General features: G+C 73.4%; 13 protein-coding genes. 5 read left to right on the top strand and 8 right to left on the bottom strand.

The features are described 5' to 3' along the window. Positions 1 to 128 precede the first annotated feature (128 nt). From AB0M16_RS03220 to AB0M16_RS03200, 5 genes are all read right to left on the bottom strand, one after another. Positions 129 to 332 carry a DUF6229 family protein gene (locus AB0M16_RS03220; protein ID WP_365338156.1) on the bottom strand — a complete coding sequence of 68 codons (204 nt, stop codon included), beginning with the start codon at positions 330 to 332 and terminating at the stop codon, positions 129 to 131. Between the two features lie 359 nt (positions 333 to 691). Beyond that, complete coding sequence (locus AB0M16_RS03215; protein WP_365338154.1) at positions 692 to 1,435, bottom strand: tyrosine-protein phosphatase; 744 nt, start codon at positions 1,433 to 1,435, stop codon at positions 692 to 694. A 63-nt stretch (positions 1,436 to 1,498) separates the two neighbouring features. Further along, positions 1,499 to 2,107 (bottom strand): helix-turn-helix domain-containing protein, encoded by a 609-nt coding sequence (locus AB0M16_RS03210; protein WP_365338731.1) that lies wholly within the window; start codon positions 2,105 to 2,107, stop codon positions 1,499 to 1,501. Positions 2,108 to 2,252: 145 nt separating this feature from the next. After that, complete coding sequence (locus AB0M16_RS03205; protein WP_365338152.1) at positions 2,253 to 2,963, bottom strand: response regulator; 711 nt, start codon at positions 2,961 to 2,963, stop codon at positions 2,253 to 2,255. Continuing rightward, complete coding sequence (locus tag AB0M16_RS03200; RefSeq protein ID WP_365338150.1) at positions 2,960 to 4,804, bottom strand: ATP-binding protein; 1,845 nt, start codon at positions 4,802 to 4,804, stop codon at positions 2,960 to 2,962. The genes AB0M16_RS03205 and AB0M16_RS03200 overlap by 4 nt, the downstream gene beginning before the upstream one ends. Positions 4,805 to 5,152: 348 nt before the next feature. On the opposite strand from AB0M16_RS03200, the gene AB0M16_RS03195 reads away from it, so the two are divergent. Further along, positions 5,153 to 6,505, top strand: a complete 1,353-nt coding sequence (locus AB0M16_RS03195) for a cation:dicarboxylase symporter family transporter (protein ID WP_365338148.1) — start codon at positions 5,153 to 5,155, stop codon at positions 6,503 to 6,505. A 62-nt stretch (positions 6,506 to 6,567) separates the two neighbouring features. Here the strand turns inward: AB0M16_RS03195 and AB0M16_RS03190 are convergent, their stop codons facing one another. Beyond that, positions 6,568 to 7,446 carry an aldo/keto reductase gene (locus AB0M16_RS03190; RefSeq protein WP_365338146.1) on the bottom strand — a complete coding sequence of 293 codons (879 nt, stop codon included), beginning with the start codon at positions 7,444 to 7,446 and terminating at the stop codon, positions 6,568 to 6,570. Next, positions 7,446 to 8,348, bottom strand: coding sequence for an NAD-dependent epimerase/dehydratase family protein (locus AB0M16_RS03185; protein WP_365338144.1), 903 nt, complete (start codon positions 8,346 to 8,348; stop codon positions 7,446 to 7,448). Before AB0M16_RS03185 ends, AB0M16_RS03190 begins: the two co-directional genes overlap by 1 nt. Positions 8,349 to 8,393: 45 nt before the next feature. On the opposite strand from AB0M16_RS03185, the gene AB0M16_RS03180 reads away from it, so the two are divergent. The 4 genes from AB0M16_RS03180 (at position 8,394) to trxA (ending at position 10,750) form a co-directional block, all read left to right on the top strand. Continuing rightward, positions 8,394 to 8,915: an Lrp/AsnC family transcriptional regulator gene (locus tag AB0M16_RS03180; protein WP_365338141.1), complete on the top strand. Its 522-nt coding sequence runs from the start codon at positions 8,394 to 8,396 to the stop codon at positions 8,913 to 8,915. 100 nt (positions 8,916 to 9,015) lie between these two features. Next, positions 9,016 to 9,906 carry a nitroreductase/quinone reductase family protein gene (locus tag AB0M16_RS03175; RefSeq protein ID WP_365338139.1) on the top strand — a complete coding sequence of 297 codons (891 nt, stop codon included), beginning with the start codon at positions 9,016 to 9,018 and terminating at the stop codon, positions 9,904 to 9,906. 71 nt (positions 9,907 to 9,977) lie between these two features. Beyond that, the gene (locus AB0M16_RS03170) at positions 9,978 to 10,397 is read left to right on the top strand and encodes a MerR family transcriptional regulator (protein ID WP_365338137.1); all 420 of its coding nucleotides are present in this window, start codon (positions 9,978 to 9,980) and stop codon (positions 10,395 to 10,397) included. Positions 10,398 to 10,402: 5 nt separating this feature from the next. Then, entirely contained in the window at positions 10,403 to 10,750 is a 348-nt protein-coding gene (trxA, locus tag AB0M16_RS03165; protein ID WP_365338135.1) for a thioredoxin, read from the top strand. A 120-nt stretch (positions 10,751 to 10,870) separates the two neighbouring features. On the opposite strand, the gene AB0M16_RS03160 is transcribed toward trxA, so the two are convergent. Further along, a complete protein-coding gene (locus tag AB0M16_RS03160; RefSeq protein WP_365338133.1) occupies positions 10,871 to 11,797 on the bottom strand; it encodes a squalene/phytoene synthase family protein in 927 nt (308 codons plus the stop codon). Positions 11,798 to 11,800: the final 3 nt, after the last annotated feature.

Here is an 11,800-nt window from a genome sequence, read left to right as displayed (position 1 = left end):
GGGGGCGGGTTTCCGCGAACCGCGGCGGCCGGACCCGCGGGTCCCAGGGGACCGCCGGGACGGCCGGCGCGGGCCGGGGAACCCGTGCGGGCTCCCCGGGTGTTGCGTCCGGTGCGTGCGGCGGCTCGTCAGCAGCAGTAGCTGTGCCAGGAGCCGGTACAGCTGCTGCACCCGGTGAACAGCGCCTCGGTGCCGTCGGTCAGCGCGGCCTCTCCGGCCGCACCGCCCACGTAGAGCGGGCCGGCCGGGTTGTCGGTGCCGAAGGCCGTCTCGGCGCCCTGGAGCCAGGCGGTGACGATCTCGTCCGTACGCGTCGTGGACATGACAGGCATGGAGTTCCTCCTACGAATCGCCGGAAGTGCTCGGGGCTACAGAATCCACCGGAGGAAGTCCATCCGGGATCTGCCAGAACCGGCCAATCCCCGAAGGGGTGTCCGGGTCCGGCGACGCCGCTCCGGGAGCCGTTCGCCGCGTCACCGGCGCGGCGGGCACCGCCGGGCGCCATCCGCCGTCGGCCGTGGTGGCGGGCGGTGACCGCGCCGCGGAGGAGCGGGGCGGGCGACACGTCCCGCGGGCCCGCGCCGGACGGGGACCGCACCCGTCAAGGGGTGCGGTCCGCGCACATCCGGCCATTCACCGTCCGACAGGCGGACACCTCGTTGACGTCCCCGTGGTCGCGCCCGACCGCGGACTAGGACTCCACGAGGCGGGCCCGCAGGGCGTCCACGACCGCCGGGTCCAGACCCACATGACCGGTCGCGTAGGCGTACACCGAGCCGTACTCCGCCCGCAGGTCCGCGAGGACCAGCCGCATGATCTCGGCGGGCGCCCGCCCGAATCCGGGCCAGCGCAGCTCGCGGCCCGGGTTGGCGGCCTTCCAGTCGACGACGAACCGCTCCGTGGCGAGCTCGGTGAGCGCGAAGTCGGCGAGGATCTGCTCGTCCGACACGTCGAGCAGTCCGAGGACCAGGGCCGCGAGCAGACCCGTACGGTCCTTGCCGGCGGCACAGTGGAAGACCAGCGGCCCGTCGGCCGCGGCGATGATCTCCAGGGCCTCGCGCAGCTCGGCCTTCCCGTCGAGCGCGACCTCGGCGAACCGGTCGGCGAGGTAGCGCCACGGGTCGAGCTCCGGATCGATCTGGGTCTGGTCGTACGGCCGGTGCTCGATGCTCAGGTTGTGCCAGGCCTGCGGCTCGCTCTCGGGGTGGCGGCCTCTCTTCTCGATCTCCCAGGGGTAGCGCAGGTCGATCACGGTGGCCACGTTCAGCTCCCGGAAGCGCTCCAGATCGGCGGGGCGCGCGTCCGGGCCGGCGAGCTTGGCGAGCGAGTCGGAGCGGTAGAGGGTCTCCCACCGCACGGTCCCGCCGTCGGCGGTTCGATAGCCGCCCAGGTCACGGAAGTTGTGGAGCCGTTCGAAGGATATGTGTCGTCTCACCCGGCCAATCTACGTGTCGGTGCCGGGAGTTGCGGCGGTCGGCGCAGGGTCTGTCCTTCGGGCCTAGCTGCCGACGATGGCCCAGAAGTGGTCGGTGATCTCGTCGAGGTACGCGCGCCCCGCGTCGCCCGTCGAGGCGGAGGCGCCCCAGCTGCTCGTGGCGGCCATCTTGGCGTGGTAGTCCGTGTGCAGGCGCTGGAGCGCGTCCTCCACCGTGCGCTTCGGCAGCGGCAGCAGCTTGATGACGGGTTTCACATAGGCCTGCCAGCGGGTGGTCGCCGCGTCGCGCAGCAGCTCGCGCAGCTTCTCGTCGCCGCCGGTCGCGACGAGCAGGGCGCGCGAGTCGAGGCCGAGGACCTGGGCGAGGGCGGCGGTCTGGCGCTCGTTGCCGCGCCAGCGGCCCGCCTCCTCCATCCGCTCGTACGCGGACGGGTCGAGGCCGACCCGGCGGGCCAGGTCCTCCGGGCCGAGACCCCGGGCGATCCGGTGCTCGCGGAGGGTGCTGGCGGAGGCGAGGAGCTCGGCGGGGGAACACCAGAGCACCCCCGCGAGGGCGGTGAGCTCCTGGGAGGTGGGGGCGAGCCGGCCGCGCTCCCAGGCGACGACGGTCTCCGGACCTATGTAGAGGCCGTACTGGGCGCGCAGGCCGTAGGCGACATGGTCCGGGCCCATGCCGAGACCCTCGCGCAGGCGGCGTGCGGCGAGGGCGTTGAAGGGGGGAGAGGGTTGGTGCACCCCGCCACCGTAGATGCGGAGGGTGATCGTTAGCTACGGTGCGTTCACCCAACGCTGATGGTCGTAGGAACGTGGGAACCGGTCAGTAACTCCGAGTGGGGCCGTCCGTCGCGCTGAGCCACCGGTACTGCAGCTCGGGGCGGCCGACCTGACCGTACTGCGGGGCCCGGGCCGCGCGGCCCGCGCCGACCAGGTGCTCCAGGTAGCGGCGGGCGGTGATCCGCGAGATCCCGACGACCGCGCCCGCCTCCGCCGCCGTCAGCCCCTCGGGAGCGGCCCGCAGCGAGCGCGTGACCGCCTCCAGGGTGGGGCCGCTCAGTCCCTTGGGCAGCGCGGCGGGCTGCGGGGCGCGCAGCGTCGCGAGCGCCCGGTCCACCTCGTCCTGCCCCGAGGCCTCCCCGGCCGTCGCGCGGAACTCCGCGTAGCGGGCGAGCCTGTCCCGCAGGGTCGCGAAGGTGAAGGGCTTCAGCACGTACTGCACGACGCCGAGGGACACTCCCTCGCGCACGACCGCCAGATCGCGCGCCGAGGTCACGGCGATCACGTCCGCGGTGTGGCCGGCGGCCCGCAGGGCGCGCAGCAGCTGCAGCCCGTGCCCGTCCGGCAGGTACAGATCGAGCAGGATCAGATCCACCGGCGTCCGGTCGAGGACCCGCACCGCCGCGGCCCGCGAGTGCGCCACCCCGACCACCGCGAAGCCGGCCACCCGCCCCGCGTACAGCGCGTGCGCGTCGGCCGCGACGGGATCGTCCTCGACCACGAGCACCCGGATGTCCTGACCCACGGCACTCACGCGCCCACCTCCACGGCCACCGCGAGCGGCAGCCGCACCGTGAACTCGGCTCCACCCAAGGGGGATTCGCCCACTGCCAGAGTCCCGGCGGCCCGGGTCACGGCCTGCTGCACGAGCGCGAGCCCGAGCCCGCGGCCCGGCCCGCGCGTCGACCACCCGCGGTCGAGTACGGCGCCTCGGTCCTCGGCCCGCACCCCGGGCCCGCTGTCCCCGACCCGCAGCAACAGCTCGCCCTCCTCGGCGAGCGCGGTCACCAGCACCCGGGCGCTCCGGAGGCCCTCGGCCCGCGGGTCGGCGAGGGAGCCGGGGGTGTGGGGCGCGGGGCCGGTGGGCGCGGCCGGGCTCGTGGTTGCGGAGAGGGAGTCCGGTGCGGAGAGGGGGTTCGGTACGGAGAGCGAGCCCGGTGCGGAGACGGAGTCCGGTACGGGCGGGGGCGACGCCGTGACGGGCGGCGGGGTCGGGGCGGCCGGGCCCGCCGGGGCCGGGAGCGTGCAGCTGCCGCCCGCCGCCTCGACCGCGTTGTCGATCAGATTGCCGAGGATCGTCACCAGGTCGCGAGAGGGCAGTGACACCGGGAGGACGCCGTCGTCGATACGACTGTCCTCCGTCAGGACCAGCTCCACGCCCCGCTCGTTGGCCTGGGCCGCCTTGCCGAGGAGCAGGGCGGCGAGGACCGGCTCGCCCACCGCGGTCACCACCCGGTCGGTCAGCGCCTGCGCCAGCTCCAGTTCGGCCGTCGCGAAGTCGACCGCCTCGTCGACACGGCCCAGTTCGATGAGTGAGACGACCGTGTGGAGGCGGTTCGCGGCCTCGTGGGCCTGGGAGCGGAGCGCCTCCGTGAAGCCGCGCTCCGAGTCCAGCTCGCCGGAGAGTGCCTGGAGTTCGGTCCGGTCCCGCAACGTCACCACGGTGCCGCGGCGTTCCCCGCCCACGACCGGGCGCGTGTTGACGACCAGCACCCGCTCGTCCGTCAGATGCAGCTCGTCCACCCGCGGCGCCGAGGACAGCAGCGCCCCCGTCAACGGCGCAGGCAGCCCGAGTTCGGTCGCCGACCGGCCGACCACGTCCTCGCCCGACAGGCCCAGCAGCTCCCGCGCCCCGTCGTTGATCAGCGCGATCCGCCGCTGCCCGTCCAGCATCACCAGACCCTCGTGCACGGCGTGCAGCGCGGCTTCGTGGTAGTCGTGCATGCGGCTCAGTTCGGTCGCGTTCATGTTCTTGGTGTGCCGGCGGAGCCGCGCGTTGATGACGTACGTGCCCGCCCCGCCGAGTGCGAGCGCCGCGCCCGCCATCCCGAGCAGCGCCGTGACCTGCTCGCGTACCTGCTCGCTGATCTTCTCGATGGTGATGCCGGCGCTGACGAGGGCGATGACCCTGCCGTGGTCCTCCTTGTCGACGACCGGCGCGACGGTGCGCACCGAGGGGCCGAGCACGCCCAGGTGGATCTCGGAGAAGGTCTCGCCGCGGACCGCGCGGTCGATGTGCCCGAGGTAGGTCCGGCCTATCTGCTCCGGCTCGGGGTGCGTCCACCGCGTTCCGTCCGGCGCCATGATCACCACGAACGTGACGCCGGCGTGCCGGCGCAGCCCCTCCGCGTACGGCTGGAGCGCGGCGGTCGGGTCCACGGTGCCCGCCGAGCGTGCCGCGGCGACGACCGCCGGCGACTCGGCGACGGCCGTCGCCGTCGCCGTGGACTGGCGGCGCGCGGTCTCCTCGGCCTGCGCGCGGTCCGTCACGTACGCGAAGACCGCGCACCCCGCGACGACGGCGGCCACGAGCACGACCTGCATCGCGAAGAGCTGGCCCGCGAGGCTGCGCGGCCGGGGGAGGGGGAGACGCATGCGAGCAAGTGTGCCTGGCCCGATTTGCTCCCTCGTACCGCGTGCCCGAATCGTGCCTGGAACGAGACGAACCCCGGTCGCCTGCGACTCCGGCCCGCTCGGGCCCCGCGGTGGCGGCCACCCGGTCGCCTGCGACTCCGGTCTGCTCGGGCCGCGCGGTGGCGGCCACCCGGGCCCCGCGGCGGCGGCCGCTCCGGGCCGGTCCGGAGCGGCTCCGGGCCTGCTCCGCCCGGTCACGACGTGTCGGCCGTGAACGAAACGCACGCAAGCGTGACCCGGGTCACAGGGTGATGGATAGTCGCGGAGATCCACCGGGACGTGGACACCCCTGAGTACGAGGAGGACCCCGTGGCCGCACGTCGGGACCGCACCCACTATCTGTATCTGGCCGTGATCGGCGCCGTCCTGCTCGGCATCGCCGTCGGCTTCCTGGCGCCCGGCGTCGCCGTCGAGCTCAAGCCGCTCGGCACCGGCTTCGTCAACCTGATCAAGATGATGATCTCGCCGATCATCTTCTGCACGATCGTGCTGGGCGTCGGCTCGGTGCGCAAGGCCGCGAAGGTCGGCGCGGTGGGCGGCCTCGCCCTCGGCTACTTCATGGTCATGTCGACCGTCGCCCTCGCCATCGGCCTCGTCGTCGGCAACCTCCTGGAGCCCGGCTCCGGCCTCCACCTCACCAAGGACCTCGCCGAGGCCGGCGCCAAGCAGGCCGAGGGCGCGAGCGAGGGCACCGCCGACTTCCTTCTCGGGATCATCCCGAAGACCCTCGTCTCCGCCTTCACCGAGGGCGAGGTCCTCCAGACCCTGCTCGTCGCCCTCCTCACGGGCTTCGCGCTCCAGGCGATGGGCACCGCGGGCGAGCCGGTGCTGCGCGGCATCGGGCACATCCAGCGGCTGGTCTTCCGCATCCTCGCGATGATCATGTGGGCCGCGCCGGTGGGCGCCTTCGGCGCGATCGCCGCCGTGGTCGGCGCGACGGGAAGCGCCGCGCTCACGTCGCTCGCCGTCATCATGATCGGCTTCTACGTGACGTGCGCGCTGTTCGTCTTCGTGGTCCTCGGTACGCTGCTGCGGCTGGTCGCCGGGGTGAACATCCTGTCCCTCCTGAAGTACCTGGGACGCGAGTTCCTCCTGATCCTCTCCACCTCCTCGTCCGAGTCGGCGCTGCCGCGCCTGATCGCGAAGATGGAGCACCTGGGCGTCTCCAAGCCGGTGGTCGGCATCACCGTCCCGACGGGCTACTCCTTCAACCTGGACGGCACCGCCATCTATCTGACGATGGCCTCGCTCTTCGTCGCCGAGGCGATGGGCGACCCGCTGTCCATCGGTGAGCAGATCTCGCTCCTCGTCTTCATGATCATCGCCTCGAAGGGTGCGGCGGGCGTCACCGGCGCCGGCCTCGCCACCCTGGCGGGCGGGCTCCAGTCGCACCGGCCCGAACTGGTCGACGGCGTCGGCCTGATCGTCGGCATCGACCGCTTCATGAGCGAGGCCCGCGCCCTCACCAACTTCGCGGGCAACGCGGTCGCCACGGTGCTCGTCGGCACGTGGACGAAGGAGATCGACAAGGCGCGCGTGACGGAGGTCCTGGCGGGTAATGCCCCCTTCGACGAGACGACGTTCGTCGACGACGCCCACGGCGCGGCCGTGCCGGACCAGCGCGCCGAGGACGGCGACGAGAAGGCCCGCGCCGGCGTCTGACAAGCCCCGGGTCCCGGGTCTTGAGCCGGATCCGGGCCCCGGTCCCCTCCCCGCCGACGGGCTCAGTCGCCCAGCTGCCGCAACTCCGCCTCCGTGAGGACGAGTTCCGCCGCCCGGGCCGAGTCCCGTGCCGTCTCCGGGCGGCTCGCGCCCGGGATCGGGAGGACGTGACCGGGTCGGGCCAGGAGCCAGGCCAGGGCGATCTGTTGCGGGGTGACGCCGCGGGCACCGGCCACGCGGTGGAAGGCGCCGAGGCGGGCGTCCGGCTCGACGGCGCCGGCGCCGTCGAGTGAGCTGCGGGAGATGCCGCCCAGCGGGCTCCAGGGCAGGAAGGCCAGGCCGAGTTCCGCGCAGAGCCGGAGTTCGGGCTCGGCGTCACGGACCGCCGGTGAGTAGCGGTTCTGGACCGACACCAGGCGGTCGCCCAGGATCTCGCGGGCCTGGAGGATCTGCCCGCGGTCGACGTTCGAGACGCCGGCCATCCGGATCGTGCCCGCGTCCAGCAACTCCCGTACCGCGCCGAGGGATTCCGCGTACGGCACCGCCGGGTCCGGCTTGTGGAGCTGGTAGAGGCCGATCGCCGTGACCCCGAGGCGCCGGGCGGAGGCCTCGGCCGCGCGCCGCAGGTGCTCCGGGCGGCCGTCGACCGTCCAGCCGCCGTCGGCGCTCCGGCCGCGCCCGCCCTTGGTGGCGACGAGGACGGCGTCCCGGTCGCCGCCGTACGTGGCGAGGGCGCGGGCGACCAGGCGTTCGTTCGCGCCGGTCTCACCGCCTGGCGGGTGGTAGGAGTCCGCGGTGTCGAGCAGCGTCACACCGGAGTCGAGGGAGGCGTGGACGGTGGCGAGGGCGCGGGCCTCGTCGGGGTGGCCCTCGATGGAGAGGGGCATCGCGCCGAGCCCGATCGCGCTGACGGCCGTGTCGCCGAGGGTGCGGCGGCGCATCAGGATTCCACCTCCGCCGCGAGCGTCTCGGAAAGGGCCTTTCGCAGCCATTCCGAGGAATGGGAGAAGCGGTAACCGAGGTTTTCCGCACGCGAATTCGTCATCGCATAGGAGCGACTGAACGAGAAGGGGGAGACCTCGCCCACTTCGACTTCCTGGAAGATCGTTCGGCCGCCGGTCATTTCCTCGATCTCCGCGCAGATGTCCGCCGTCGTCAGCGGGCCGTGGGAATGGGCGTTCACCGGTCCGGTGAATTCCCCCTCCGCGGCCCACGCGAGGAACGCGGCGATCTCCTCCACGTACACATAGGTCGCCGGCCGGTTCACGACCGGCACGGCGATCGGCTCGCCCGCCCGGATCCGCCGCGCGTAGTGCGCGACGCGACCGGTGAAGTCGTCGGCACCACCCAGCACGTGTGCCACCCGCACGGAGCTCCACGCGAAGTCCGCGCCGGCCGCGAAGACGGCCTCCGCCTGGCGCTTTCCCTCCCCGTAGTGGGACTCCAGGAACTCCGGGTCGTCCCACGGCAGGTCCGTGTCGACCGTCACGGCAGCCAGGTCGAGGGCGTCCTCGGCGACCGGGGCGGCCGAGTCCTCGTACTCGTACACCTCCACCGTCGAGGTCGTCACGTAGCGGCGGGTCCGGCCCGCGAAGACGCGACGGGCGATCTCCGCCTGGCGCGGGGTGTAGCAGACCTGGTCGACGACGACGTCGAACGTCCGGTCCCCGACGGCCTTCTCCAGTGCCTTTTCATCATTTCGGTCGGCCACGAGGGAGAGGGTTCCTTCGGGGGCCGGGGAAGAACCGCGGTTGATGACGGTGACGTGGTGCCCCGCTTCGAGCAGGCGCCCTATCAGGCGCTTTCCGAAATAGCGGGTCCCGCCGATGATCAGAATGTCCATGTCCTCAAGTGTTACGGTGTGCGCTCGTCATCTGAAGGGGGAAACATGGGAGTCCAGGCCGTCTCGCCGAAGGAACCGCGGTCGTCGCGCCCCGCGGCCGTCGAAACCCCGGTGGGCGCCTTCGACCCCATCGACCGGCAGATCCTGGACCTGCTCCAGAGCGACGGACGCATCAAGCTCAGCGAGCTCGGCCGGCGCGTCCGGCTCAGCCCGGCCGCCGTCACCGAGCGGGTGCGCCGCCTGGAGGCCTGCGGCGCGATCACCGGCTACGGCGCCCAGGTCGCGCCCGCCCGGCTCGGCTACGGCATCCAGGCCTTCATCCGCGTGAACCCGCACGGCGGTTACACCCTCAAGCACCCGCGCACCCTGGAGCTCGTCGCCCGCCCCGAGATCCGCGAGGTGCACCACGTGGTGGGCGAGGACTGCTGGATCCTCAAGGTCGCCGTGACCGACACGGTCCACCTGGAGGAGATCCTGGAACAGACCTCGGCCCTCGGCCGGACCACCACGTCGGTGGTGCTGTCCTCGCCCGTCGAGCGCAAGCCGCTGCTCCCGCCGGGGACTTGACAGGACGCCGCGGGCGCGGTTGGGATGGGGGAACTCACGTCGCGTGTCGGTCCGCGCTCGAAAGCGGAGACATGGAGGCAAGAGGACAGTAGGGACGGCTTTGCCTCTCCACTTCAATTCCCGCGTCATCGACGAATTCCGCACCAACGCCGGCCGGCTCGGCGGCCCCTTCGAGGGATGGGTGCTCCTTCTTCTCACCACCACCGGCGCCAGGTCCGGAAAGCCCCACACGACCCCGCTCGGCTTCGTCCGGGACGAGGGCGACGGCGAGGACGGCGAGCGGCTGCTCGTCACCGGCTCGGCCGGCGGCTCCGACCGGCACCCCGACTGGTACCGCAACGTCCTTCGGAACCCGCAGGTCACCGCGGAGATTCCGGGGGCCGACGGCGCCGGCGTCGAGACCTGGCAGGCCACGGCGGTCGCCGCCACCGGCTCCGAACGCGACGCCCTGTTCGCCAAGGTCGTCTCGGTCGCCCCCGGGTACGCCGACTACCAGAAGGCCACCGACCGGGTCATCCCCGTCGTCGCCCTCTACCGGACCCCCGCCGCCGACTACACCCCGCCGACCCGGCTCGATGCCCTCGCCGACGAGCTGGTCGCCCTCCACGACTGGCTGCGCGGCGAACTGAAGGCCCTGCGCGAGGGACTCGGCGCCCGGCCCGCGGACGGCGCCGGCCTCACCGTGCGGCTGCGCCGGCACTGCCTCAGCTTCTGCTCCGCACTGGCCGTCCACCACGGCGGCGAGGGCGCCGCGCTCTTCCCGTACCTGGCCCGCCAGTACCCGGACAAGGCCGAGGCCTTCACCCGCCTCCAGGCCGAGCACGCCGTCGTCTCCCGCGTCCTCGACGAGCTCCAGGACCTCCTCGCCCGGCTCGACGCCACCGGTCCCGAGGTGCTGAGGGAACGCTTCGACGCCCTCGCGAGCGAGCTGGAGGCGCACTTCGCCTACGAGGAGGACCAGGTGGTCCCGCTCCTGAGGGAGAGCTCCTGAGGGAGAGCTCCTGAGCCGGACGGGCACGTGCCGCTTGCCTTGACGTCGGCGTCAAGGCTTACGTTCGGGGCATGCGAATCGGCGAGCTGGCCGAGCGGGCGGGCACGACCACGCGGACTCTGCGCTACTACGAGTCCCGGGGCCTCCTGACCGCACGGCGTACGGAGAACGGCTACCGCACCTACGACGAGGGGGACCTCCGGGCCCTCCAGCAGATCCGGACCCTGCAGGACTTCGGGTTCGAGCTGGAGGAGACCCGGCCCTTCGTCGAGTGCCTGCGGGCGGGCCACCCGGCGGGCGACGCGTGCCCCGCGTCGATCGCCGTCTACCGGCGCAAGCTCGCCGAGCTCGACGGGCTCATCGAACAACTGCAGTCCGTACGCGCCCAGGTCGGCGCGCAGCTGCTGCGCGCCGAGGCGGAGCTGCCGGGCGGCCCGGAGCCGAGGTGCGAGCTGGGGGAGCGGGCGGACCACATCGAACAGGGAGGGTGAGGACGATGATCCGAGCAGAGGGCGTGGCCGAGGTCACCGACGCCGACTTCGCGGCGGAGGTGCTGGGCGCGGAGCTGCCGGTGCTCGTGGAGTTCACCGCGGACTGGTGCGGCCCCTGCCGCCAACTGGCACCGGTCCTGAGCGCGGTGGCGGCGGAGGAGGCCGGCCGGCTGAAGGTGGTGCAGATCGACGCGGACACCAACCCGGACACCGTCTCCCGGTACGGGATCCTGTCGATGCCGACCCTGATGGTGTTCCGGCAGGGCGAGCCGGTGAAGGCGATGGTCGGCGCCCGCCCGAAGCGCCGGCTCCTGCAGGAGCTCGCCGATGTCGTGGAGCCGGTGGGCGCGTAAGGCGCGGGTGCCGCGGCGCCGGAAGGACGTCGGACCACCCGCGTACACCCGGCACGAGGGCGGCCGCCCGGCGATCGCACGCACCGGACGCCGCGAGCCGCGCCCTGCGGGCGGACGGCGCTACTTCCCGGACACGACCCAGGACCCGGCCCGCGGGACCCTTCGGGTCCGTGCGGCCGTCTCCCGCAGCAGCAGGACGGCGGCCGCCGTCGCCGGGGGGCCGGAGCTCCGCGTCGCCAGGGACGCGCCCGCGCGGCGCACCGCGTCGAGGCGGAGGCGCTGGACACCGACGAGGGCCCGTACGAAGGGCCGGTACGCCCGGTCCACGAAGCCGGCGAGCGGGGCGGCCGCAGCCAGGTCCTCGGCGGCCCGCCCCGCCTGTTCCTCGACGAGCCGGCCCAGCGCCGCGCCGGGCAGGGTCAGGTCCGCGCCGTGGCGGGCCACCGCGTCGGCGGGGACGCCCGGCCGGCCCGCGCGCACGTCCTCGGACAGGTCCTCCAGGAAGTCGACGCGCTGCATGCCGCGGATGAGGCGGTGGCAGCCGTCCGTGAACGCCTCCCGCGCCGACACGTCCCCGGGGGCGATCAGACAGGCCGTGAGCATCAGCCCGGGCAGCGAGTACTCCCGTACGTACCGCTCCAGTTCCTCCTCGTCCGCGAGGGTCCGCCACGCGACCTCGCGCTCGCAGCCCCGCAGGAACTCCTCGACGTGCGCGCGCACCTCCGGGTGGCGCTCGGCGGTGTGCACCAGGCAACGCAGCACGGGCAGCCCGGAGTCGCCCTCGGCGAAGGCCTTCCGTACGAGCCCGTCCCACTCCGCGAGTGCGGCCGCTCGCTCGTCCTCGGCCCCGTGGTCGATCCGGTCGTCGGTGTCGTGCATGAACGAGGCGGCGGCCATGACGTGCGGCAGCAGCCCGGCGGGGAGCAGCAGGCGCGCGGCCGCGTACTCGGCCGGCCGGTACCTCCGCACCGCCCGCTGCTGTTGCGCGTAGTCCCGCCGCAGCCGTGGCTCCCGCACCCCGGCCCGGTCGAGGGCCCGCTTCCCCATGCC

The organism is Streptomyces sp. NPDC051921 (assembly GCF_040680975.1).
Lineage (GTDB): Bacteria > Actinomycetota > Actinomycetes > Streptomycetales > Streptomycetaceae > Streptomyces.
This window is presented reverse-complemented; position numbering and strand designations above follow the sequence as displayed.

What these genes read in the sequence shown, in the direction of transcription:
- AB0M16_RS03210 (WP_365338731.1), bottom strand. Translation starts at nt 2,107, where the DNA reads ATGGGCCCGGACCATGTCGCCTACGGCCTGCGCGCCCAGTACGGCCTC.
- AB0M16_RS03190 (WP_365338146.1), bottom strand. Translation starts at nt 7,446, where the DNA reads ATGCGCCGCCGCACCCTCGGCGACACGGCCGTCAGCGCGATCGGGCTC.
- AB0M16_RS03185 (WP_365338144.1), bottom strand. Translation starts at nt 8,348, where the DNA reads ATGGACATTCTGATCATCGGCGGGACCCGCTATTTCGGAAAGCGCCTG.
- AB0M16_RS03160 (WP_365338133.1), bottom strand. Translation starts at nt 11,797, where the DNA reads ATGGGGAAGCGGGCCCTCGACCGGGCCGGGGTGCGGGAGCCACGGCTG.
- AB0M16_RS03180 (WP_365338141.1), top strand. Translation starts at nt 8,394, where the DNA reads ATGGGAGTCCAGGCCGTCTCGCCGAAGGAACCGCGGTCGTCGCGCCCC.
- AB0M16_RS03170 (WP_365338137.1), top strand. Translation starts at nt 9,978, where the DNA reads ATGCGAATCGGCGAGCTGGCCGAGCGGGCGGGCACGACCACGCGGACT.
- AB0M16_RS03220 (WP_365338156.1), bottom strand. Translation starts at nt 332, where the DNA reads ATGCCTGTCATGTCCACGACGCGTACGGACGAGATCGTCACCGCCTGG.
- trxA (WP_365338135.1), top strand. Translation starts at nt 10,403, where the DNA reads ATGATCCGAGCAGAGGGCGTGGCCGAGGTCACCGACGCCGACTTCGCG.
- AB0M16_RS03200 (WP_365338150.1), bottom strand. Translation starts at nt 4,804, where the DNA reads ATGCGTCTCCCCCTCCCCCGGCCGCGCAGCCTCGCGGGCCAGCTCTTC.